Below are 24343 nucleotides of genomic sequence, written 5' to 3'. Positions count from 1 at the left end.
ATTCCGCATCTGGGATGGGAATAATTAAGACAGTGCACGTAACATCGTGTGCAGGCAGGAACAGTACGGGACGAAACCAAAATGACAGAGAGCAGTTCCTCGGGCTTGACCCGACGTGCCCTATTGGGTGCGTTTGCAGCAACGGCAATCGCAGCAGCACCAACCTACTCCAACGCAGCGGGCTTTTTACGCGGTGGCGGTGACATCCGTCGCATCCGTATGTATTCCGGTCGCACAGGCGAACGGTTGGATATGATTTATTGGGTTGATGGTAAGTATATCAAGGACGCTGTCAAAGAAGTGAACAACTTCATGCGTGATTGGCGCACAGATCAGGTAAAATCAATCGATTTACGCACTATTGATATCATGGCGGCATCACACAGCCTGCTGGATGTCAACGAACCCTATATGCTGTTGTCTGGCTACCGCTCTCCTCAGACCAATGCAATGCTCCGCTCCCGGTCCCGCCGTGTGGCGCGCAATTCGCTTCACATGGAAGGGCAAGCAGCTGATTTGCGCCTTGCCTCCCGCTCGGTTTCGCAGATGGCCAAGGCGGCGATGTCGTGCCGTGCAGGTGGTGTTGGTCAATATTACGGATCGAACTTCGTACACATGGATTGCGGCGTGGTTCGCACCTGGCGCGGGTAACACCTGGACACTCCTCCCGGTTTGTTCAGAACTTTAGCTGACTATATATTCCGGTCGGTTTTATCGTTTTCGTGGCGATTGGCGGCAGAGTCGCCAAGTCTGCTAATTTGAATTTCTCGGTACCTGGCAGGGTATCCCTCTCTCAAGCACTACAACTCAGCTATGGTTATTAGCTTGCGGGCCGTTGTGATGACTGCACGATCAAAGCGCAAAGCGAGCTAATTCACAAGCCTACCGTTCTGGGCTCCCGACTTCGATCCAACTTTGAATATTGGGTGGCGCACCTGAGAGGATTCGAACCTCTGGCCTCTGCCTTCGGAGGGCAGCGCTCTATCCAGCTGAGCTACAGGTGCCTTGGCCGTTAGCTAACCTTGTTCCAATCCGGGTGCAACTGCAAATCGCGATTGCCGCACCCCAATCAAGCCAAAATCAGGCAAACAGATCATGCGCCAATTCAAGCGCTTCGATCAGCGTATCAACTTCATCGGTAGTGTTATAGAGACCAAAGCTGGCGCGGCACGTTGCCGTCACCCCCAGGTGGTCCATCAGTGGCCCGGCACAGTGGTGACCGGCACGAACCGCAACACCCTTCTTGTCGAGAATGGTTGAGACGTCGTGTGCATGGCCAGCACCGTCCAGCGTAAAGCTGAAAATCGCGGCCTTGTCCGGGCGAGCGCCCTGAACCTGCAACCAGTTCAGCCCTGTCAGACGTTGCATCGCGTAATCGCGCAAGCAGGATTCATGGGCAGCGATGTTTTCCATCCCCAGGTCCATCATATACTCCAGCGCTACGCCAAGGCCGATGGTCTGAACGATCCCCGGCGTGCCGGCCTCGAACTTCATTGGCGGGTCATTATAGATGACCTGATCCTTACTGACCTCTTTGATCATGTCGCCGCCACCGATAAAGGGGCGCATTTCGGCCATGCGGTCGGATTTGATGAAAATCGCACCCGACCCTGACGGACCATAAAGCTTGTGGCCAGTGATCGCGTAGAAATCGCACCCGATCTCTTCGACATTTACCGGCATGTGAACGGCACCCTGACTGCCATCAACCAGAACCGGGACGCCCTTGGCGTGGGCACCATCAGTTATGGTCTTCACATCCACAACCGTGCCCAGCACGTTCGAGCAGTGTGTCACAGCAACCAGCTTGGTTTTCGGTCCGATTGCATCGATTACCGCCTGCGGGTCCAACCCGCCCTCTGCGTCGACATCGACCCATTTCAGCACGACACCCTGTCGTTCGCGCAGGAAATGCCAGGGCACGATGTTTGCATGATGCTCCATCACACTCAGAACGACCTCATCCCCCGCTTCAAGTCGCGGCATAGCCCAGCCATAGGCGATCAGGTTTATTCCTTCTGTGGTACCAGAGTTCAGGACGATCTCATTCTCGTTCGATGCCCCCAGAAAACGTGCGATCGTTCCACGAACGGCCTCGTATTTCTCTGTCGCAAGGTTGGACAGGAAATGCAGGCCACGATGGACATTCGAATACTCCTCGGCATATGCCCGCGTCACCGCGTCAATGACCACCTGAGGCTTCTGAGCCGAAGCACCATTGTCGAGATACGTCAAGGGCTTGCCATTCACCTGACGCGACAGGATCGGAAAGTCAGAGCGAATTTTCTGCACATCATACATAAGAGTGGTATTCCTAGACGGGCCCGGTTGGGCTTAGAAACAGAACGAAAGGGATGGCGACAAAAGCTGACAACACAATTACCGCAAAGGATTTCCAGAGAGACCCGAACTGATGCGCTTCATTCAGAAAATGAAGCGTGACGTAAAGGCTCAGGATTGCTGTCGCCAACAATGTCATCATCATCAGGAATGGTAGGGTCAGACTCAAGACCAGCGTCACCACCAACGCGGCTATTTGCAGGAACTGCAGCCAGATCGTCAAAACCATCAGATCATCGAACCTCGCCAGACCTCCCAGCAATCGCCCGACCAGCAGGAATGCGACGATGCTCAGCATCATGGCCCCGGCCGAGCGCACCAAAACGATGGGAATACTCTCGAGCGCCGGAGAGGGTTGACCCGCCGCCATTGTTATCGACAAATCTATTCCCAATTGGACAGCGCAGTTCAAAACGACCGCCAGCGCAAATGCCAGCCAAAGCACTTCTCGCCTCAGCTTGAGCGCCATCAGCCGTCGCGCCGCTTCGGCCGGGTTCTTGATCGTCAAGACCGCCAGATTTCCCAGGAAACTCGAATTCATGCGACGGACCTTTGCACTTGTCTGAGACCGGATACCCAGAACCAAACAAAAACAGCAACCCAGACGAAACCCACAAACGTCAATGTAGGCCCTGGTCCGATAAACCCGGCGACAAGGCCGTTCAGCAGAACCAGCGGTGCAGAGGACAACAGCGCCCAGAACAGCGCCAGACGCGCACCAAAAGCGCTTCCCTGCCCGCCAAACAGGCGCGCCGCCCAATGAGTCACCAGTGCCAGCGTGTAAAAGACCAAGGGCAGAATGAACACTGATCCAAGCAGAGCACCACCCAATAGCATGTTCAGTTCAACGCCTTCCAGATGCGCTTTGCGCGCAAGGCCAGGCATCTGGGCGATGAATGCCACCACACAAAACGCCATGACAAAGATCAGCGCCCGGTCTTCTCGTTGCCCCATATCCAGAAGCCTGCGCACCACGCGCCCCGGCCCCCGGTATGTTGCCAGGATATCCGACGAAAGGGCCATCAGCTTCGGCGCGCCAGCCACCCTTCCAGACGGCTTACGATTTCATCTGCCAAAGCGTTGTCTTCGATCTCGTCCACTGCTTCTGCCAGGAATGCCAGCGTCAACATGTTGGTCGCGTCCTTGACCGGAACACCCCGTGACCGAAGATAGAACAGCGCCGTTTCGTCAATCGCGCCCGAGGTTGAGCCGTGGGAACACGCCACATCATCGGCGTAGATCTCAAGTTCGGGTTTGGCGAGGAACTGGCTATCATCATCCAAAAGCAGCGATTGGCTGATCTGGTACCCATCGGTTTTCTGGGCACCTTCCTTTACAAGGATCTTGCCCTGAAACACTCCGGTCGCACCGTTGCGCAGCACTTTCTTAAAGACCTGACGGCTTTCGCAATTCACCGCGTCATGGGTGATGAACACCGTGTCATCATGGTGGAAATCACCATCCCCAACACAGGCCCCGGCCACATGCGCCACAGCATTGTCGCCGGTCAGTTCAACGACCTGTTCGTTACGGGTCAGCACCCCATTCGCTGTCAAGGTGAAGGACTTGTAGACCGACTCTGCCCCCAAACGCGTGAACATATGGGTCGCGGCGCGACGTTCATGGTCCCTGCCTTGTGCCCGCACATGATGCAGCGTCCCCTTGTCGGCGATTTCAATCTCCATGCATTTGTTGAAACGCGACGCCGCCGGACCGGATTCAAGAATTGTCACCTCGGCCCCGCTTTCCACACGAATAACGTGATGCAGGATCGCGTCGGATGTCGGTGAGGCATGACGATAGATCAGGTTGATCGGTTTAGAGGGTTTGCCCGTAACGTGAATGGCGACACCGTCCGACGCAAAGGCCGTGTTCAATGCAGCCAACGGACGTTGAACCGGGGACTGGCCACGCGCTTCCAGAACGCCATACAGGTCTTTTGCCCAATGAATGTCTTTGCAGCAGATGTCTTCAATCCGGTCGATCTTGACACCGTCCAGCGACAGCTCATCGGATTCCTCGGCGCTGAACACCCCGTCGACAAAGACTATTTTCAAACGGTCGAGGTCGTTGAAAAGTACCGGTTCATCATTGACAAACACCGCCGCAGGCAAAGCCTCGGCAGAAATCAGACTGTCGGGCTGGGTGTATTTCCAATACTCATCCCGGCGCCCCGGCAGCCCGGATTCCAGAACACGCGCCAGAGCGTCTTCGCGTGCACCGCGGGTGCAGCCCGCGTCAGGCATGGTCAGCGCAGCCAGACGCGCCTCGGTTGCGGTTTGTTTCGCTTGCGGCAAAGCCATCAGTTCACCTCGGCCAGAATGTCGGCATAACCGTTGTTTTCAACCTCAAGCGCCAGATCCGGGCCTCCGGTTTTGACAATGCGGCCATCGGCCATGATGTGCACGACGTCAGGTTTGATGTGATCCAGCAGGCGCTGGTAATGGGTGATGACCAGGAACCCACGGCCTTCGTCCCGCAGGGCATTCACACCTTCGGCGACCAGCTTCATCGCATCCACATCAAGGCCCGAGTCGGTTTCGTCCATGATGCACATCTTCGGTTCAAGCATAGCCATCTGCAGGATTTCGTTACGCTTTTTCTCACCGCCCGAAAAACCAACATTGACCGGGCGCTTAAGCATATCCGCGTCGATCTTTAGCGTCTTGGCCTTGCCACGCACTTCTTTCAGGAAGTCTGCGGCAGACAGTTCCTCTTCTCCACGGGCCTTGCGCTGCGCGTTTACTGCGGTGCGCAGGAACGTCATGTTGCCAACTCCGGGGATTTCAACCGGGTATTGGAAGGCAAGGAAAACACCTGCTGCTGCGCGTTCCTCCGGTTCCATCTCCAGCAGGTCCTGACCGTCCAGAGTGGCCGAACCTTCGGTAACTTCGTACCCGTCGCGCCCCGACAGAACATAGCTGAGGGTCGATTTGCCCGACCCGTTCGGCCCCATGATCGCGTGTACCTTGCCAGCCTCGACCGTCAGGTCTACACCTTTGAGGATCTGTTTGTCTTCTTCTTCAAGCTGTACGTGCAGGTTTTTGATTTCCAGCATTTTTTGTCCTTTTGCGTATCGCAAGGGGCCCTTGGCCCCGTATTGTTCTAGCCCAGTAATCTGCGGATCAGTCTGGCGATGATCCAACCCAGGATCGCCCCGCCACCTACTGCCCAAACCGGGTTGATGAATTCCATGTAATGGGTGTTGACGTAGGCCACGCCAAGCAGACCGCCCAGAACCGGCAATGCGTACCCAAGCCAGGTCAGCACATTATCCTTTCGGATGCGGGTTCCGGGTGACCGCGTCATCACCCAACCGAACCTTCAAGTGAGATGGCCACCAACTGCTGTGCTTCCATCGCAAACTCCATCGGAAGCGCCTGAAGCACGTCTTTGCAGAACCCGTTGACCACCAGAGCCACGGCTTCTTCCTCGTCCATGCCGCGCTGACGGCAGTAGAACAGTTGATCGTCATCCACTTTTGACGTCGTCGCCTCGTGCTCAACGCGGCTCGAGTTGTTCCTGACCTCGATATAGGGAACCGTATGTGCGCCGCACTTGTCACCGATCAGCAGACTGTCACACTGCGTGTAGTTCCTGCTGTCCTTGGCTTTCGGGTGCATCGACACTAGCCCACGATAGGTGTTCTGGGCCTTACCCGCACTGATGCCCTTGGACACGATGCGCGACTTGGTGTTTTTGCCCAGATGTATCATCTTTGTGCCGGTATCAGCCTGCTGATAATTGTTGGCAATCGCGATCGAATAGAATTCACCTTGGCTTTCATTGCCGCGCAGGATGCAGGACGGGTATTTCCATGTCACGGCCGATCCGGTTTCCACCTGCGTCCACATCACCTTCGACCGGTCACCCCGGCAGTCGGCGCGTTTGGTCACGAAGTTATAGATACCGCCCTTGCCGTTTTCATCCCCCGGAAACCAGTTCTGAACGGTCGAGTATTTTACCTCGGCATCTTCTTCGACGATGATCTCGACCACGGCAGCATGCAGTTGTGCCGTGTCACGCTGGGGTGCAGTACAGCCTTCCAGATATGAGACGTACGAGCCCTTGTCAGCAATGATCAGGGTGCGTTCGAATTGACCGGTGTTCTCGGCGTTGATGCGGAAATACGTGCTTAGTTCCATCGGGCAGCGAACGCCCGGCGGGATGTAGACGAATGAGCCATCCGAGAATACAGCTGAATTCAACGTTGCATAGAAATTGTCCGATACGGGAACCACGGTTCCCAGGTACTTCTTGACCAGCTCAGGATGCTCTTTGATCGCCTCAGAGATCGAGCAGAAGATCACGCCTGCCTTTTTCAGTTCGGCCTGAAAGGTCGTGCCCACGGAAACCGAGTCAAACACTGCATCAACCGCTACCTTGCGGCCTTCGGCAGGTGCATCCTCTGCACCTTCAACACCAGCCAGAATCATCTGTTCTTTCAGGGGGATACCAAGCTTTTCGTAAGTGGCGAGCAGTTTTGGATCAACCTCATCCAGAGATTTGGGCTTCTCTTCCATCGATTTGGGGCGGGCATAGTAGTACTGGTTCTGAAAATCGATTGGAGGATAGTGAACCATGGCCCATTTGGGCTCTTCCATTTTTGTCCAACGCTCGAAAGCGGCCAGACGCCATTCGGTCATCCACTCAGGCTCATCGTTTTTCCCCGAGATCAGACGGACGATATCCGGGTTCACGCCTTTGGGCGCGTATTCCATCTCGATATCGGTGTCCCAGCCATATTTGTATGTGCCGACCTCGCGAACCGCGTCCACGGTTTCCTGATCGACACCTTCTTTTACCTGGGTCTGGTCCAAAGCGGCCATGACTTACCCTCCGTCAGATCACGCAGCCCGCGCGCGATGCTTTTTCTCTTTTTCAAGCCACGTTTCGGCGAAACGCAGCACATCTTCTTCAGTCGTCTCTGGCCCCAACGATACGCGGATTGCGCATGACGCCACCGTCTCATCAAATCCCATTGCTGTCAGAACCCGACTGGTTTTAACTTTGCCGCTGGAACAGGCGGATCCCGCACTGATGGCAAAGCCCGACAAATCCATCTGCATCACCTGCGTTTCGCCTTTCCAGCCGGACGTCGCGAAACACAGGGTATTCGGGAGTCGCTCCTGATCTTTCCCGACAAAAATAGTAGATATTGAACCAGCCTCAAGGGCGTTTTCTAGAATATTTCTAAGTTCTCTGACTTTTTCCCATACTCCATCAGCCAGATCGCGCTGAGCAGCTTCGGCAGCCGCGCCAAATCCGGCGATACCCACCACATTTTCAGTTCCGGATCTTCGCCCCAACTCCTGACCGCCGCCGCTGGCCAAAGGTTCGATATCGATACCTTGCCGCAGGATCAAAGCGCCAACACCTTTTGGCCCGCCAATCTTGTGCGCCGACAGGATCGCCATATCTGCGCCGCTCCAGGCAAAAGAAAACGGAATGCGTCCGACAACCTGCGTAATATCAAGCAACAGCCAATCAGCGCGCCGCGCGCCATAGGGCCACTGGTTCTCGACTTTCTGTGGCGGCTTCGTGATGACTCCAGTCTCGGAGTTCGCAAGCCCCATCGCCATTATGTGCCCAGGGCCAAAGGGATGCTCGCTGCAATGGGTCAAGTCGAAATGCGACCATAGCGCATCGTGGGCGGTGCTGTCGACAAATACGTCGCAGCCTTCGGGGCGGTTTTGCAGAACCCGCGCCGCTTCGGTCGCGCCAGAGGTAAATATGACCTCTTGCGGACGGCAACCGACGGCATCGGCGACCTGCGCCCGCGCACATTCAACCAACGCTTTTGCGGCACGCCCTTCTGCATGAACAGATGACGGGTTCCCGACCACATCCATCGCCGTGATCATCGCTTCGCGTGCTTCGGGTCGCAGCGGCGTGGTCGCGTTATGATCCAGATAAACACGTTTCATGGATACATCTTTTCCCGCACGGAACTCATATGCATGTTCGACTTACCCAGCTCATTCATCCACGACGGAAAACAGGCTTGGAACTGCCGGGCAAGGCGCAAGGTCGTTCCTGATCACATCCGACAGGCGCGTCTGATGCAAAAAGACATAAACATGCGCGCTTAGGCTTTCCCACAAGCGGTTCGTCAAGGATTGCGCCCTGCTGCCCGATGACGCACCGGATGCTCCGGCCCCTTTTTGCAGGGCATCAACCGTCTCATCCACGGCCGCAAGAACCTCGACCACGCGAATCTCGGAGGCGGGACGTGCAAGACGATACCCTCCACCGGGCCCACGGACTGATGCAACCAGTTCCGCGCGACGCAGCTTGACGAAGAGCTGCTCAAGATACGGCAGAGAAATGTCCTGCCGTTCCGAGATTTCGCCCAGGGTTACCAGCCGGTCTGTTGGCTGAAGCGCAATATCCGCCACAGCGACCATTGCGTAACGCCCTTTGGTCGAAAGCTTCATTCCCTGCCCCCTTTTAGCCGGATCTGCGCGAAATCATTGACGCCGACGCTGCCAGTGCGTATCTCCGACTGACAGCGCGATTGCGCCAAGCAATGTAATTAGAACCGTTCTAAGGTGTCCGACGATTATAGTCAAGTATATCCGGATACCCGCACGAAAATGACAGGACCAAAGCACACATGCCCGAGGTGATTTTTCCCGGACCCGAAGGCCGCCTGGAAGGCCGCTACCACCCGCAAAAGGAAAAAGACGCACCGATCGCTATCGTGCTTCACCCGCATCCTCAGTTCGGCGGGACTATGAACAACAAGGTGGTCTATAACCTGCACTATGCCTTTTACAACATGGGCTTCACCGTGCTGCGCTTTAACTTCCGCGGCGTCGGTCGCAGCCAGGGCGAATATGATCAGGGCGTAGGCGAGCTGAGCGATGCGGCATCTGCGCTGGATTACCTGCAATCCATGAACAACAACTCGAAACACTGCTGGGTTGCGGGCTTTTCGTTTGGGGCGTGGATTGGAATGCAGTTGCTGATGCGCCGCCCCGAAATCACGGGTTTCATTAGCGTGTCACCGCCTGCCAACATGTATGACTTTTCCTTCCTTGCGCCCTGCCCGTCTTCGGGTCTGATCATCAACGGATCGGCTGACCGTGTGGCACCACCAGCGGATACCACCGCGCTGGTCAACAAGCTGCACGAGCAAAAAGGAATCACAATCACCCATAACGAGGTTGAGGGCGCGGATCATTTCTTCCAGGAACGCCACATGGACACGCTGATCACAGATGTCAGCGACTATGTGAAACGTCGGCTGACCGAGAACACCCGCTAATGTCCGACACCATCACATCGCTCGCGGCCAAACTGGCCGAAGATACGATGAAGGTCATGGACGAAACTGGCGAAGACCGGTTCTTCGTGGAGGTAGGTGAAGTGCTTGGTGCGGCGTCGCAATCACTGGAAGAGGCTTTTCTGACGGAAATCCGCGTGCGTCTGGCCGAACGCAAGGCCAGACAATTCGTGATCAAGCGCCTCGCCACGCATCGCGCGAAACTCAAGGCGATTGAAAAGCAATGACCGATCACCTGGCTGCGCAGGTCGCATTTCTGAAACGGGCCGACAATCTGAAACTGGTCGAGCGGGCAAATGTCCTGCTTGACCAGTCAAGGCCCGAAAACTCTGCTGAACACAGCTGGCACTTGGCTTTGTGGGCAATGGTCATGGCACCGCTGGCCGGGCCGGACATCTCGGTCGACCGGGTCATCCGCATGTTGCTACTGCATGATCTGGTTGAGATCGTGACAGGTGATCACCCGATTCACCTCAACACGGATTGGGACACCGTGGCCGAGGCTGAACAGGCTGCCGCACAGGAATTGTTTGGCCTGTTGCCCGACGAACAAGCGCAGGAATTTCTTTCACTCTGGCACGAATTCGAGGCGGACCAAACCCCGGATGCCCGGTTTGCCAAGATTCTGGATCGCTGCCAGCCGCTGTTTCAGGTTCTGTGCGCCACCGACCCACGAGAGGATCATGTGGAGATTGCGCGGTCAAATCTGGCAGACGGGCGCGCAGCGTATCTGGCCCATACGTTTCCAATGGCCCACCAGCATGCCACTAACCTCTTGACCAACTCGGCCCCTCAGGATGACGCATTCACGAAAAGATTGGCATTTCTCACAGAAGCGGACCAGTTGAAATCCGTTCTGCGCGCCTCACGCCTGATGGCCAGTGACAGGTTCGAGAATTCGGCTGAACATTCGTGGCATGTCATGCTCTACGCATGGGTATTGTCGGAATACGCGCATTCGGATGTTCAAGTGGACCGAACCCTCCAGATGTTGCTTTTGCACGATGTTGTCGAAATCGACGCGGGCGACCACCCGATCCACGGACATGTCGACCACGCGGAACAGGAAGCCAAAGAACAGGCCGCCGCCAAGCGATTGTTTGGCCTTTTGCCTGACTGTCAACACAGGCCATTTACTGAACTTTGGCACGAGTTTGAGGCAGCTGAGACCGCAGAAGCCAGGTTTGCAAAGGCTGTTGACCGCTTTCAGACACCCATAGCAAATCTGGAAACAGGTGGCGGCTCATGGGTCGAATACAAAGTGAAATTCGACCAGATTGTAACGCGTGTCCGACCAGCTATTGCAGCGGGAGCGCCTCAGCTGTGGGACTGGCTGCAACCGCAACTGGTTGCGCATTTCGAAAATGGCAAAACAACCGATCCTCAAGCATAAAAAAAGGAGCCTGAAGGCTCCTTCTTTCTTGCTCGGTTTCTAGCGGCGTTCAAAAAACACTACTACCATCAAACTGTTGAACCAAGTTGGCTGCATTCACTTCGACGGACCCCCCGTCAGCAAGCCACCCAATCGCCACTATCAGACCCGAAGCAAATATGATTGATTTCGCAAATAACGTCATCGCTCAAAACTCGTTAACAAAATGAAAAAATATACGGCGAATATTACCTTCATTCGACTGAAAAAACAGTCAGGTATACCTGACCCAAGGTAATCTTGTAGACAACATGACGGCCCGCGTATTTCACTCACACAAATCGCTCTCAAGCCACCCGACGCACCCTTTTCCGAGGTATTCAAATGCCCCAAGCTTATCTGTATCTGTTGCTGGCTGTGCTGGCTGAAACCATTGGCACAACGGCCCTGCAAGCCAGCCAGCAGTTTACGCGGTTCTGGCCATCCGTGATCGTTATCGTTGGGTACGCGTTTGCATTCTACCTTTTGGCGATGACGTTGAAGGTCATGCCTGTCGGCATTGTCTATGCTATTTGGTCCGGACTAGGCATCTTTCTGATCGCGCTCATCGGTTTTGTCGTTTTCGGTCAGCGTTTGGATTGGCCGGCAATTGTCGGATTGGCGATGATTCTGGCGGGAATCCTGATCATTCACCTCTTTTCAAAGACTGCCGGGCACTGAAGGCCGGTTAGGGCTGGTATATTTTGCCGCGCCGCGTTATGCGCGCGGCAACTTTCCGTTCAAAGGCTGACCTCTCATGGACCTGCGCAATATCGCAATCATCGCTCACGTGGACCACGGCAAAACGACCCTGGTGGACGAGCTGCTCAAACAATCCGGTGCATTCCGGGAAAATCAGGCTGTCGCAGAACGCGCCATGGACAGTAACGATCTGGAGCGAGAACGCGGCATCACCATCCTGGCCAAGGCCACGTCGGTTGAATGGAAAGACACGCGCATCAATATCGTCGACACCCCTGGCCACGCCGATTTCGGTGGCGAGGTCGAGCGCATTCTCAGCATGGTCGACGGTGTTGTTCTGTTGGTGGACGCCGCAGAAGGCCCGATGCCCCAGACCAAGTTTGTAACGTCCAAGGCACTGGCGCTGGGCCTACGCCCGATCGTGGTTCTGAACAAGGTCGATAAGCCGGACGCCGAACCTGACCGCGCACTGGACGAATGCTTTGACCTGTTCGCCAATCTCGGCGCGGATGACGACCAGCTGGATTTCCCTTCAATGTACGCCTCGGGTCGTTCGGGCTGGGCGGATATGGAGCTGGACGGCCCCCGCAAGGACTTGAGCGCGCTATTCGACCTGATCGTCGATCATGTCCCTGCCCCGAAGCAGGTCGATCACAAAAATGAACCCTTCCGCATGCTGGCCACAACATTGGGCAGCGATCCCTTCATCGGTCGTATCCTGACCGGTCGTGTGGAAAGCGGCACGCTGAAGGCTGGCGACAGCCTCAAGGCGCTCAGCCGCGATGGTTCGGTCATCGAAAACTTCCGCGCCACGAAAATCCTGGCGTTCAGGGGCCTGGCTCAACAGCCCATTGACGTGGCCGAAGCAGGCGACATCGTGACCATCGCTGGCATGAGCAAAGCCACCGTAGCGGATTCGCTGGTTGCCCCTCAGGTCACTGAGGCCCTGCCCGCGCAGCCCATCGATCCACCGACCATTACCGTGACCTTCGGTATTAATGATTCTCCGCTGGCAGGCCGTGACGGCAAAAAAGTTCAATCTCGCGTCATTCGTGACCGCCTGATGAAGGAAGCCGAGTCGAACGTCGCCATCCGTGTCACCGACACCCCCGGCGGTGAGGCGTTCGAGGTTGCGGGCCGCGGCGAGTTGCAAATGGGTGTTCTGATCGAGAATATGCGCCGAGAAGGCTTTGAGCTCAGCATCTCGCGCCCGCAGGTTCTGTTCCGTGAAGAAGACGGGCAGCGGCTTGAGCCCATCGAAGAAGTTACCATTGACGTGGATGACGAATATTCTGGTTCCGTAATTGAAAAGGTTACCGGCGCACGTAAGGGTGAACTGGTCGAGATGCGCCCAGCCGGTACGGGCAAGACGCGGATCATCGCCTATGTCCCGTCCCGCGGTCTGATTGGTTACCATGGCGAATTCCTGACCGACACGCGCGGTACGGGTGTACTTAACCGCGTGTTCCATGACTGGGCGCCACATAAGGGGCAGATTCCGGGCCGTCGCGCAGGTGTTCTGATCTCGATGGAGAAAGGTCAGGCCGTGGCTTATGCGCTGTGGAACCTGGAAGAGCGTGGCCGCATGTTTGTTGGTCCCCAAACAGACGTGTACCAGGGTATGGTGATCGGCGAACACTCGCGCGACAACGATCTGGAAGTGAACCCGCTCAAAGGCAAGAAGTTGACAAACGTACGCGCCAGTGGATCCGACGACGCGGTCCGCCTGACGCCGCATATCCAGTTCTCACTGGAGGAGGCAATTGCCTATATCGACGATGACGAACTTGTGGAAGTCACACCAAACGCGGTGCGTCTGCGGAAGCGTTTTCTTGACCCGCACGAGCGTAAGCGGATGGCCAAATCTGCCTAGAACACCCTCAGGTTGCAAACTGACCAAACGGAAACAATGGCATTAGTGTGGCAAATTTGCTTCCAATTCGACAAAGGACGAAATCAGAAAAACCGGGCTCACTGCCCGGTTTTTATTTGAAAAATAACAGTTTTCTCCATATGGTTGAAGGTTTCTGACACAAACCTCACCAACAAGATATTGTAGGCGCCCTCAAATTATGGTCAAAACACGTCAGAAGTGTGACGTCCTTCACAAACACCGACACGGGAATGGTGCATAGAAGGACGAAGTTTAGTTATCGAGTTCCAAGGAGTTCAAAATGGGTAATAGAGCTCGTAAGTTTCCGCTGTTTTTTATTGCGACAACTTTTCTGCTTTCACCTGCCGGTGAAACCTTTGCCGCTGGGACATGTACAGTTGCAACAGCGCGGCAATCCGCTGCGTCCGCTCAGGTTTTGTGCGAATGCGATGCCGTGACATCCGGCATGATCCGCTATATTCAACGTCGCCATGACTTCGATCAGATACTGGCGCGCGTAGGTGCAGAATGCGCCCCGCTGGCGGGCCTGCTGAGTGACTTCCCGACCGCATCGATCGGTGTCTCAGACCAGAGATCTGGAGACGGACCTTCCCAGGAAAACGGCACGACCTCCAATGGCGGCGGTGGTAACCCAACCGGGGGTGAAGAACCCGGTGGTGAAGAACCCGGTGGTGAAGAGCCCGGTGGTGAAGAGCCCGGTGGTGAAGAACCCGATGGTGAAGAGCCCGGTGGTGAAGAACCCGGTGGTGAAGAGCCCGGTGGTGAAGAGCCCGGCGGTGAAGAGCCCGGTGGTGAAGAGCCCGGTGGTGAAGAGCCCGGTGGTGAAGAGCCCGGTGGTGAAGAGCCCGGTGGTGAAGAGCCCGGTGGTGAAGAGCCCAAGAATATGGAGCAGCAAGTCAACGAACGCGCCCAAGGAATGCGGAGCGCATTTGATGGCAAAAACTCCGCTGGCCGTGGCCTCGGGAATAGAGAGCGCCGATAAGAAAAACGTCCGGATTTCCCTTTCCGAACGTCAGGTTATCGACAGCACTGTCAGGCGCAGATTACCGCTGCGCCTACGACAACACATAGTTCTTCGCTGATATCAGCTGCGTCCGTAAACGCCAACCCATTGACTGGGCCGCTTCGGATTCTGCATTCGCAAAAACAGGTAGCGCGTAGCTGTCCAGGGTTTGATCCGGTTTGTAAGATTATCCAGAATCAGGTCGCCCTGTGCCGAACGGTAAACCAGAACCGCATGAGGTGTCCGACGTGTGTCCAGTACGGTTGCAATCAAAAGCTTTCTTGGATCAACCCCGGCATGGATCAGATCTCTTTTCTTCAACAAAGCAAAGTCTTCGCAGTCACCGCCTCTGGATGTTGGCAGCGCCCATCGCTCTCGCATTTTATACTGGGACTGATCTGTAACTTCACGGGTCGACGCGTTTACGCGGCGATTCACCTGATTTACCACCTTCAGTTCTTGCTGGCTGGAAAGTTTGACCGAGCGTTTAGCGGCGCAAGCCCAGTCATACTGGCTGCAAAGGTTGATTGCACCTGAAGGCGGTGGCGAAGACGCGATGAATGGAATAAAGACACCGTCGGAAGCGTGGGCAGCAGGTGCTAAAGCCAAGCCACCGATGCACACGGCGCAGATACCCAATGCACGCGCCGCAACCGATACAGGCACGGAAACACACCTCTTGGTTAAATTCGCTAATGAAATCATGCGAGTTCCCCGATCCGATGTTCTTCGAATGATTACATGGCCACCTGCACCACATTCTGTTTCTTGAAACTATCTGTGATCAGGTGTTACGCGCAATCTTTTGAGACCTTGCAAAGGAAACAGGGCAGAAATTCGTCCGAGAATCTGACAATTTCACGTAAGAATTTTGTTGGCGGGGCCACAATTCGGCCAGGAACCATTCAACAGAACAGGAGCATTGAAGGATAAGTGATTGAATTAAATCAATTAAGCAAAAAACAGCCCGCTGTCGCGGGCTAATCAGTATCAATCAAACATGACATAAGCCGAATCTTGCTCATTCACTGCCGGTTTTCTTGGAAATATCAGTGCCTTGGAAGCAAGCCCCGAATGTCACTCGGTGATTTCCACCACAACCAGTTCACGTTCGCTTGCTCCACGCGCGTGATTCAGGGCCTGCTGGTACTCATCCGAGTGATAGCATTCAACCGCAGCCTCCAGCGTTGGGAAGCGCGCCACTACGTTTCGTGGACGTTCCTTACCTTCCAGCTGAACGTACCGTGCAGCACGGGCGATAAACTCGCCCCCGTGCTTGGCGATGGCCGGTCCGGCCAGTTCCGCGTATTTGCCGTAAGCCTCAGTGTTCGTCACCGTGACATGCGCAATCCAAAGAGCAGCCATATTATCCTCCCAAAACCTGTTGTGCGGCCTTGATTGCCGCATCTGCATTTGATGCATCCTTGCCGCCGCCCTGGGCCATATCAGGACGACCGCCGCCGCCTTTTCCGCCCAACTCGATTACCGCAGCTTTGACAAGATCCACCGCCGAAATCTGTCCGGTCAGGTCTTCTGTCACACCAGCCGCAACGGCCGCCTTGCCGCCCGTATCCGCAATCAGCAACACCGCACCCGATCCAAGGCGGCTTTTGTGTTCGTCGATCAACGCGGGAAGGTCCTTGCCTGAAACACCGCTGAGCGCTTGTGCCAGGAATTTCACACCGTTTACATCCCGCGCCTCGGCACCACCGCTCTGACCGGCCCCGCCAGCCATAGCCAAATCCCGGCGCAACTGAGCCACTTCGTTCTGCAAGGCCTTGCGTTCGTCCAGAAGGCTTTTCACGCGCGCCACCACGTCGTCCGGTTGCGCTTTCAGTTCCGATGCCACCTGAGCCAGACGTTGATCCTGAGCTGAAAGATAGCGGAAGGCTTCACCCCCGGTCAGCGCTTCGATCCGACGCACACCTGCACTGCTGGCGCTGTCACCCAACACAACAAAGGTGCCGATATCACCTGTCTGGCGCACATGTGTGCCGCCACAGAGTTCTATCGACCATGTATCGCCTTCATGGCCTTTGCCTGTTGGCGCCTTGCCCATGGAGACGACACGAACCTCGTCACCATATTTCTCGCCGAACAAGGCCTGCGCGCCCAATGCGCGCGCGTCGTCAGGTGTCATGACCCGGGTTTCAACGATCGAATTCTGGCGGATGAAATCGTTCACCTCACGTTCGACTTTTTGAATTTCCTCCAGGCTCAGCGCTTTGGAATGACTGAAGTCAAACCGCAAACGATCCGCCGCGTTCAGCGAGCCGCGCTGCGCCACGTGATCACCCAGCGTTTCGCGCAACGCTTCATGCAGCAGGTGCGTGGCCGAATGGTTGGCGCGAATGGCGGAACGGCGGGCGTGATCAACTTCAAGCTCTACCGCGTCGCCCTTGCAAATGACTCCGCTTTGAACCGCCACCTTATGAGCATAGACCTTGCCGTCGGCAAACTTCCTCGTGTCCTCCACGCGGCTCAGGTGATCGCGATCCTCCAGCCGACGCAACGCGCCAGTATCACCGACCTGACCACCGGCCTCTCCATAGAACGGGGTCTGGTTCACGACGACCCAACCGCTGCTGCCCGCGTCGATCTTGTCGACCAGCGAACCATCAACAACGAGGGCGGCAACCTGCGCTTCGGCTTTCTCAGTATCGTAGCCCAGGAAATCCGTCGCACCGGCTGCATCCAGAACATCGAACCATACGACCTGATCCGCTGCTTCACCTGACCCGGCCCATGCGGCACGTGCCTTGGCCTTTTGTTCGGCCATCGCGGTATCAAAACCGTCCGTGTCAACGCTCAGGCCCTTTTCACGCAGCGCATCCTGCGTAAGATCCAGTGGGAAGCCATAAGTGTCGTAAAGCTTAAAGGCTGCTTCACCTGACAGGGGCGCCCCCTCGGAAAGCCCCGAAACCTCATCATCCAGCAACTTCAGACCACGGTCCAGTGTCTGCTTGAACCGGGTTTCTTCCAGCAGCAGCGTCTCTTCGATAAGCGGTTGCGCCTGTTTCAGTTCAGAATAATGCCCACCCATCTGCTGCACCAGCGTAGGCACCAGGCGATGCATGACAGGATCCTTTGCGCCCAGCAGGTGCGCATGGCGCATGGCGCGGCGCATGATCCGGCGCAGAACGTATCCGCGGCCGTCATTGCTGGGCATCACACCGTCTGCAATCAGGAACGAGGTCGACCGCAGGTGATCCGCGATCACCCTGTGATGCACGTTCTGGTCGCCATAGGGGTCGACACCGGTCGCGTCTGCCGAAGCCTCAATCAAGGTCTTGAACAGGTCGGTGTCATAATTGTCATGACTGCCCTGCAACAGCGCCCCAATCCGTTCGAGCCCCATACCGGTATCGATGGACTGCATGTCAAGCTCGACCATCGAGCCATCTTCGAACTGCTCGTTCTGCATGAAAACGACGTTCCAGATTTCGATGAACCGGTCGCCATCCTCCTCGGGTGATCCCGGAGGGCCACCCCAGATGTGATCGCCGTGATCATAGAAGATCTCGGTGCACGGGCCGCAAGGTCCGGTCGGACCCATCTGCCAGAAATTGTCATTGGTGGCGATACGAATGATCCGGTCCTCGGGCACACCGACCTTTTTCCAGATTTCAAAGGCTTCATCATCCGTGTGGTAGACGGTCGTCAACAGGCGGGTCTTGTCGATACCGAATTCCTTGGTGATCAGTTCCCAGGCAAATGGGATCGCTTCATGTTTGAAATAATCCCCGAATGAGAAGTTTCCCAGCATCTCAAAAAACGTATGATGACGCGCCGTATAGCCAACATTGTCGAGATCGTTGTGCTTGCCACCCGCACGCACACATTTCTGCGCCGTAGTGGCGCGTTTGTAATCGCGGGTTTCCAGACCGGTGAACAGGTTCTTGAACTGCACCATACCTGAGTTCACGAACATCAGCGTCGGGTCATTGCGCGGCACCAGCGGGCTGGACGCGACGACCTCATGCCCTTGTTTTTCAAAGTAGTTCAGAAAAGTCGATCGGATGTCGTTCAGGGTTGGCATAGGGCTCTCTCGGCGCACATATATCTTGGTCTCCGTTGGTTTAGCCCCCCGTCAGGTGAGTGTCCACAGCAGAGGCACTCGGGAACGAAACAAGGCGACCCGATCAGGCCGCCTTGTTTCAAGTGTTACAGTCTTTGCGCAGATGTCAGGGGTACCCACCTCAGGACATCAGGCCTCCAGAATATCGTCATCCTCGGTAACGCCTGGCGACATATCGAATTCCAGCCCATGCGCCGCGCGGATCTTGTCTTCGATGTCCAGCGCCACCCGGCTGTTTTCCCGCAGGTATTGTTTGGCGTTCTCACGCCCCTGCCCGATCCGCTCATCACCATAGCTGAACCAGGACCCGGACTTTTCGACAACACCAGCTTTAACACCCAAATCCAGCAATTCGCCCATCTTCGAGATGCCTTCGCCATACATGATATCGAACTCGACCTGCTTGAACGGCGGTGCGACTTTGTTCTTCACAACTTTGACGCGGGTCTGGTTCCCGACAACTTCGTCCCGATCCTTGATCGCGCCAATCCGGCGGATATCCAGCCGAACCGAGCTGTAGAATTTCAGCGCATTGCCACCGGTTGTGGTTTCCGGGCTGCCGAACATCACGCCGATCTTCATCCGAATCTGGTTGATAAAGATGACCATGCAGTTCGAGCGACTGATCGAGCCGGTCAGTTTGCGCATCGCCTGGCTCATCAGCCGGGCCTGCACACCGACACTGCTGTCGCCCATGTCCCCTTCGAGTTCCGATTTCGGCGTCAGGGCAGCGACCGAGTCGACAACAACCATGTTGACCGCGCCCGAGCGCACCAGTGTATCCGTAATTTCAAGCGCCTGCTCACCGGTATCGGGCTGCGAGATCAGGAGCTCATCCAGATCAACACCCAGCTTTCGGGCATATTGCGGGTCCAGTGCGTGTTCTGCATCCACGAACGCGCAAACTCCACCCCGCTTTTGCTGCTCAGCAATGCAATGAAGGGTCAAAGTGGTTTTGCCCGAGCTCTCAGGCCCGTAAATTTCAACGATACGCCCCATCGGCAGCCCGCCGATACCCAGCGCGATATCCAGACCCAGCGACCCGGTCGAGCTCGCCTCGATGTCCTGCCGGGCATCTTCGCCCAGCTTCATGATCGACCCCTTGCCGAACTGCCGTTCGATCTGGGCCAGCGCACTGTCGAGCGCCTTTTGCTTGTCTGCGTTTTTCTTGTCGCTCATTGTCAGAAGATCCGCCATTGTCCTGTCGCCTTCCCTTTTGTCACACCCTTAATCGGGCGGCAATCGCTGCCTTGTTCGCCTCTTGTTCCTTATGAGATCAAAAAGAGAACATTTCAACTAAAACTTACAGAAATCAGTCTTCTGCAATTGTGTTAAAGAGTCGTTTACGACAATCTGCACAAGTAACATGGCAACCTTGAGAACCGATAAATGCTTGTTTTTTATAAAGAACGACTTGCTTTTCTTTCAGTCCCCAAGACCGGAAGCACGGCTTATCACACGGCGTTGCGTGACCGGGCCGATCTCATCGTGACACATCCACCTGAGCTGAAACACGCCCCGGTGCGTCGGTATGACCGGTTTTTCCAGACCATGTTTCGAAAACTGTTTGATACCGAGATGGAAATTATGGCCGTTGTGCGCGAGCCGTTGGATTGGTTGGGCAGCTGGTACCGGTTTCGCAGTCGTGAAGACTTGATAGGTCAACCGCGCTCGACACGTGACATGAGTTTTGACGCATTCGTGCAAGCCTATTTGCTGGACACACGTCCCGAGTTCGCCAATGTCGGCAGCCAGGCGCAATTCTTCCTTACTCGCAACGACAGTTCTGGCGCTCGTCATATCTTCAAATACGAGCATCAAGACAAGGTGTTGGGCTTTCTGCAAACACGTCTGGACATGCAGATCGACCTGAAGCGCGAAAACGTTTCGCCTCCGGGAGATTTGCATCTGTCACCTGCGACCGAACAGAAGTTTCGAAATGCCTTCCCGGAAGAATTTGCGCTGCACAAAGCCGCAATGTGATCCATCAGTTGAGTTGTTGAAACACGGCCTCAGTCAGTTGGTTGAGGGAAAACGGCTTGGGCAGAAAGGTTGAGTTGGCAATATCCGGACCGGTATCGCCGAAAACGCCTTCGGTATACCCGGACACGAAGATCACACGCGCGTCCGGGCGCGTCTCCCTGGCCTTGCGCACCCAGGTGGGCCCGTCCATTCCCGGCATGACAACATCGGTGACGAATACGTCGACACTTAACGCGGAATCTTCAAGCAGTCGAAGCGCCTCTTCCGCCGAGTCCGCCTCGAGCACGGTGTAACCCTTCAGTCGCAGCGCGCGCGTTGCAAAGGCGCGAACTGGTGCCTCATCCTCGACCAGCAGCACCACGCCCTCACCCTGTCTGGTGCTCTGGGCTTCGGGCTGGACTGGCAATTCGGCTTCGACATGGGTCGCTGTCTCGCAAATCGGAAGAAAGACAGTGAACTCGGTGCCCCGTCCAATCGCACTGTCGACAAAGATGAACCCGCCGGTCTGCTTGACGATCCCGTAGGCCGTTGAAAGCCCAAGGCCAGTGCCTTCACCAGTTCGTTTCGTGGTGTAGAAAGGTTCGAAAATCTTCTGCAGCTTATCTGCTGGGATACCAACACCGCCATCCACGACCTTGACTGACACATAATCGCCCGGTTGTACGGTTGCCCTGTCCCGCATGAGAGGCTGCAAAAGTGTCAACACACTGGTTTCAATGCGAATTTCACCACCGTCCGGCATGGCATCTCGTGCGTTAACGACAAGGTTCATCAGCACCTGCTCAAGTTGACGCTTGTCCGCCCGCACGGGTTTGAGCACCGGATCGTGGCTCAGCGTCAATTGCACCTTCTCGCCAACCAACCGGTTCAGCAGGTGAATAAGGTCCGAGATCGTGTCACGCAGATCCAACACTTCGGGCCTGAGGGTCTGTTTTCGCGAAAACGCCAAAAGCTGACTGACCAGCGCGGCGGCCCGGTTGGCATTCTGATTGATCTGCACCAAATCCCCGTAATCCGGGTCATTCTGGTCATGGCGCAACAGCAGCAGATCGCAGTGACCGGAAATGGCCGTCAGCAGGTTGTTGAAATCATGTGCAACACCTCCGGCCAATTGCCCTACGGCCTGCATCTTCTGGCCCTGAACGAATTGAGCTTCGAGCGTCTTCAGTTCAGTTGCATCGTTCAGAACCGCGATTAGGCATATCTTTCCGTCGACAAACACGCGGCTCAAGGTGACTTGAACAAATATTTCTTTGTCGTCCCTAATGAACCGCAAAAACTCGGATCGCAGCGTTTCTTCATGTGCTTCGGTCCGTTTCAACCAATCCAGCACAGGGCCACCCATGCCCCGCATGATGTCGCTGATATTACTGCCTTCAAGCTGCTTCTTTCCCAACAGTTTCACCGCCAGCCGATTACTGTCAAGGATGATGCCGTCCTCGGAAAGCCTGAGGATTGGAACCGGAAGGTCAGAGAAGGACGTGACCGCATCCTGTGCGGGTCTCTGCGTAATCGGTAGCAAACAAAGGCTTCGCTCTGACCCGGATTGAGAAAGTACGGAGACGGCTGCCAGAACATGACCATCGCGGGTCCTGACCGCGTTGACAGCCCCGATCCGCGGTTCGGCTTCGCTGAAAATATCCTGCGCCCCGGCAGGGTGCGCACCAAACAAACGCTCGGCCGTGGCATTGACGCGCAATATTTCACCTTCGCGTCCAAGTGTTATGACCGGCAAGCCAAGGGTTTGCCAACTCTCCTGTTGAACACAGCTGAAACTCCAGCAGAACAGCCCCGGCCTCAATTGATGCACGGAAACCGAAATGGTCCGGTCGCCACCGGGAAACTCGCTCTGGGCGCGTCCCGCGGACTGCGCCCGCGATTGCAGGCTTAGTAAAATCGCCGACGGATTGGCAAACTTGGAGCGCAAACAGCGGGTCAGGGGTTCGCCCCGTACGGCCCCCAGCTTTTTCTCGGCCAGGACGTTCGCGGCCAATATATCACCATACCCGTTTGAGATCACAACCGGAACATCCTCGCGTTCTGCGAAAGCGACAAAAAGGGCTGATATCTGTTGCAAATGCCTGTTTGCAATCGCCCCCTTGATCCCAAACAAAAGCGCCACAACCAGCAGTGAAATGCCTGTTGCCAGCAAACCTTTTGTCCAATCCGACGGCAGAAACCCAACCGCAGGTGCCACGCTGATCAACAGCGCCACAAACACCAACGACCCGATCCGAAACACCGATGGAGTATCGGCGGTTGAAGGGACTGGAACAAATTCAGTGATGTCAGGCATAAACGGCTCGGGCACAGGTTTTGCGGTAATAACAGGTAGAATTGGTTAACACTCGCCTAACGGCGCTAAAAAACAAATCAGCTACCCAAGGTTGTATTTACCGAAAGATCAGCGCGTCAAGTGTGACGTAAAGAACCCGTCGGACCCGCGCGTTACCTGCCACGCCTGCCGGAAGGTTTCACGCCAGCCCGCATGTTTTGTCAGAAACCTGTCGACAACCGCATCGTTCTCGTCGGCAAGAACCGAACACGTTGCATAAGCCAGCACTCCACCTGCTTGGACCAATGGCGTGATATCTGCGAGAATGTCAGCCTGAATGACCGTGAGTTCTTGCAAACGTTCTTCAGTCAACGCCCATTTGCCTGCCGGTGCGCGCCGCCACGAACCGCTGCCAGAACACGGGGCGTCAGCCAAAACGACGTCAAAAGGCCCGTGACCAGCAAGTTCCGCGCTGTTCAGGATGGTTATTCTGGCCCCTGCCCGCTCTGCCCGCGCTGGAATATCCTTCATTCGGCGCGCATTCACATCATGAGCGCAAACCTCGACACCCTTGTTGGCCGCAATCGCAAGCGACTTGCCACCGCCCCCTGCGCAGTAGTCCAAAACGCGCATTCCAGGGCGCAGATCCAAGGCGGCAACAACCGCCTGACTTGCCGCATCCTGAAGCTCGACCAGGCCCTGAGCGTATGCCTGACTTTGCGCGATCCGGCGCGCGCCCTCTGTCACCTCCAGCCCGGTCTCACATATCGGTGTTGGACGGGCTGAAATACCGTCGGTTTCCAAAGCATCAATCGCCCGGGTTGCATCCGTTTTCAACAGATTGACCCGCAGAAAAACCGGGGCGCGCTCTTGCAGTGCCAATGCGCAAGGCACGGCGGCATCGTTCAAGGATGCAACGAACCTTGGCCACAGCCAGTCGGGAAGATCATATCTCTCGGCGTCGGATGTAAAATCCCTTGATACTTCGTCATTTTGAAGGGCTTCTGGCGCGTGGCGGTCACCGGTAAAAAACTCAACCGGATCTTCACCCGATGCGCGAATTGCGCCGATCATCAGGCCGCGGCCAGTTCCGGAACCACCCAACGCAGCAAACGAGCGTTTGCACCGCAAAGCGTCAAACACATGATCGCGAATAGCTGCCCGATCCTTGGAGCCCGCAAACCTGCTTCGCCGCGCCCAGCCGGTCAGCACTTTTTCAACCGGCGCCCCGGCCAGAATTTGATCCAATATTTCAATCGAGGCCTGAACGCGGGCAGCAGGTGTCATCACGGATTACCTTGACTGAAACAGGCCGTGACAGGCCAATACAAAATAGCTACGGCACCCCGAGCATGGGTGCCGTATGTCA

23 protein-coding genes and 1 tRNA gene are annotated in these 24343 nt (G+C 55.9%); 8 read left to right on the top strand and 16 right to left on the bottom strand.

Going from position 1 to position 24343, the window contains the following annotated elements; translation table 11 throughout:
* Nucleotides 1-81 precede the first annotated feature (81 nt).
* Nucleotides 82-651: a DUF882 domain-containing protein gene (locus I9188_RS02730; protein WP_209503903.1), complete on the top strand. Its 570-nt coding sequence runs from the start codon at nt 82-84 to the stop codon at nt 649-651.
* A gap of 276 nt (nt 652-927) precedes the next feature.
* Here I9188_RS02730 and I9188_RS02725 read toward each other — a convergent pair.
* The 10 genes from I9188_RS02725 to I9188_RS02680 form a co-directional block, all read right to left on the bottom strand.
* Nucleotides 928-1004 (bottom strand) — tRNA-Arg (locus tag I9188_RS02725).
* A 76-nt stretch (nt 1005-1080) separates the two neighbouring features.
* A complete protein-coding gene (locus tag I9188_RS02720) occupies nt 1081-2301 on the bottom strand; it encodes a cysteine desulfurase (RefSeq protein WP_209503902.1) in 1221 nt (406 codons plus the stop codon).
* 13 nt (nt 2302-2314) lie between these two features.
* A complete protein-coding gene (locus I9188_RS02715; protein ID WP_209503901.1) occupies nt 2315-2881 on the bottom strand; it encodes a YIP1 family protein in 567 nt (188 codons plus the stop codon).
* Nucleotides 2878-3363: a YIP1 family protein gene (locus I9188_RS02710; protein WP_209503900.1), complete on the bottom strand. Its 486-nt coding sequence runs from the start codon at nt 3361-3363 to the stop codon at nt 2878-2880. Before I9188_RS02710 ends, I9188_RS02715 begins: the two co-directional genes overlap by 4 nt.
* Nucleotides 3363-4643 (bottom strand): Fe-S cluster assembly protein SufD, encoded by a 1281-nt coding sequence (sufD, locus tag I9188_RS02705; protein ID WP_209503899.1) that lies wholly within the window; start codon nt 4641-4643, stop codon nt 3363-3365. The genes I9188_RS02710 and sufD overlap by 1 nt, the downstream gene beginning before the upstream one ends.
* A complete protein-coding gene (sufC, locus tag I9188_RS02700; protein WP_209503898.1) occupies nt 4643-5398 on the bottom strand; it encodes a Fe-S cluster assembly ATPase SufC in 756 nt (251 codons plus the stop codon). The genes sufD and sufC overlap by 1 nt, the downstream gene beginning before the upstream one ends.
* A gap of 47 nt (nt 5399-5445) precedes the next feature.
* Nucleotides 5446-5649, bottom strand: a complete 204-nt coding sequence (locus I9188_RS02695; RefSeq protein WP_209503897.1) for a hypothetical protein — start codon at nt 5647-5649, stop codon at nt 5446-5448.
* A complete protein-coding gene (sufB, locus tag I9188_RS02690; RefSeq protein ID WP_209503896.1) occupies nt 5649-7169 on the bottom strand; it encodes a Fe-S cluster assembly protein SufB in 1521 nt (506 codons plus the stop codon). The genes I9188_RS02695 and sufB overlap by 1 nt, the downstream gene beginning before the upstream one ends.
* 18 nt (nt 7170-7187) lie before the next feature.
* Nucleotides 7188-8267 carry a cysteine desulfurase family protein gene (locus tag I9188_RS02685; RefSeq protein WP_209599556.1) on the bottom strand — a complete coding sequence of 360 codons (1080 nt, stop codon included), beginning with the start codon at nt 8265-8267 and terminating at the stop codon, nt 7188-7190.
* Nucleotides 8268-8318: 51 nt separating this feature from the next.
* A complete protein-coding gene (locus I9188_RS02680; RefSeq protein ID WP_209503894.1) occupies nt 8319-8777 on the bottom strand; it encodes an Rrf2 family transcriptional regulator in 459 nt (152 codons plus the stop codon).
* A gap of 179 nt (nt 8778-8956) precedes the next feature.
* On the opposite strand from I9188_RS02680, the gene I9188_RS02675 reads away from it, so the two are divergent.
* From I9188_RS02675 to I9188_RS02650, 6 genes are all read left to right on the top strand, one after another.
* Nucleotides 8957-9610, top strand: a complete 654-nt coding sequence (locus I9188_RS02675) for an alpha/beta hydrolase (RefSeq protein ID WP_209503893.1) — start codon at nt 8957-8959, stop codon at nt 9608-9610.
* On the top strand, nt 9610-9855 hold the full coding sequence (locus tag I9188_RS02670) for a hypothetical protein (protein ID WP_209503892.1): 246 nt from the start codon (nt 9610-9612) through the stop codon (nt 9853-9855). The genes I9188_RS02675 and I9188_RS02670 overlap by 1 nt, the downstream gene beginning before the upstream one ends.
* Nucleotides 9852-11021 (top strand): HD domain-containing protein, encoded by a 1170-nt coding sequence (locus I9188_RS02665; protein WP_209503891.1) that lies wholly within the window; start codon nt 9852-9854, stop codon nt 11019-11021. The genes I9188_RS02670 and I9188_RS02665 overlap by 4 nt, the downstream gene beginning before the upstream one ends.
* Before the next feature lie 363 nt (nt 11022-11384).
* Nucleotides 11385-11720, top strand: coding sequence for an SMR family transporter (locus I9188_RS02660; RefSeq protein WP_209503890.1), 336 nt, complete (start codon nt 11385-11387; stop codon nt 11718-11720).
* 76 nt (nt 11721-11796) lie between these two features.
* Complete coding sequence (gene typA, locus I9188_RS02655) at nt 11797-13614, top strand: translational GTPase TypA (RefSeq protein WP_209503889.1); 1818 nt, start codon at nt 11797-11799, stop codon at nt 13612-13614.
* Nucleotides 13615-13915: 301 nt separating this feature from the next.
* Nucleotides 13916-14617: a hypothetical protein gene (locus I9188_RS02650; RefSeq protein WP_209599555.1), complete on the top strand. Its 702-nt coding sequence runs from the start codon at nt 13916-13918 to the stop codon at nt 14615-14617.
* Between the two features lie 102 nt (nt 14618-14719).
* On the opposite strand, the gene I9188_RS02645 is transcribed toward I9188_RS02650, so the two are convergent.
* From I9188_RS02645 to recA, 4 genes are all read right to left on the bottom strand, one after another.
* Complete coding sequence (locus tag I9188_RS02645) at nt 14720-15304, bottom strand: transglutaminase-like cysteine peptidase (RefSeq protein WP_348540316.1); 585 nt, start codon at nt 15302-15304, stop codon at nt 14720-14722.
* A 411-nt stretch (nt 15305-15715) separates the two neighbouring features.
* Nucleotides 15716-16003: a DUF1330 domain-containing protein gene (locus tag I9188_RS02640; protein ID WP_209503886.1), complete on the bottom strand. Its 288-nt coding sequence runs from the start codon at nt 16001-16003 to the stop codon at nt 15716-15718.
* Between the two features lies 1 nt (nt 16004).
* A complete protein-coding gene (gene alaS / locus I9188_RS02635; protein ID WP_209503885.1) occupies nt 16005-18677 on the bottom strand; it encodes an alanine--tRNA ligase in 2673 nt (890 codons plus the stop codon).
* A 168-nt stretch (nt 18678-18845) separates the two neighbouring features.
* On the bottom strand, nt 18846-19913 hold the full coding sequence (gene recA / locus I9188_RS02630; RefSeq protein WP_209503884.1) for a recombinase RecA: 1068 nt from the start codon (nt 19911-19913) through the stop codon (nt 18846-18848).
* Between the two features lie 192 nt (nt 19914-20105).
* Between recA and I9188_RS02625 the strand changes: the two genes are divergently transcribed.
* The gene (locus I9188_RS02625) at nt 20106-20699 is read left to right on the top strand and encodes a sulfotransferase family 2 domain-containing protein (RefSeq protein ID WP_209503883.1); all 594 of its coding nucleotides are present in this window, start codon (nt 20106-20108) and stop codon (nt 20697-20699) included.
* 4 nt (nt 20700-20703) lie between these two features.
* Here the strand turns inward: I9188_RS02625 and I9188_RS02620 are convergent, their stop codons facing one another.
* Entirely contained in the window at nt 20704-22995 is a 2292-nt protein-coding gene (locus I9188_RS02620; RefSeq protein ID WP_209503882.1) for an ATP-binding protein, read from the bottom strand.
* A 108-nt stretch (nt 22996-23103) separates the two neighbouring features.
* Nucleotides 23104-24261 carry an RsmB/NOP family class I SAM-dependent RNA methyltransferase gene (locus I9188_RS02615; RefSeq protein ID WP_209503881.1) on the bottom strand — a complete coding sequence of 386 codons (1158 nt, stop codon included), beginning with the start codon at nt 24259-24261 and terminating at the stop codon, nt 23104-23106.
* Nucleotides 24262-24343: the final 82 nt, after the last annotated feature.

The sequence above is a fragment of the Ruegeria sp. HKCCSA071 genome, assembly GCF_017872555.1.
In the GTDB taxonomy this organism is placed as follows: domain Bacteria; phylum Pseudomonadota; class Alphaproteobacteria; order Rhodobacterales; family Rhodobacteraceae; genus Ruegeria.
Note: the sequence above shows the minus strand (reverse complement) of the source record. Positions and strands in the feature narration are given on the sequence as shown.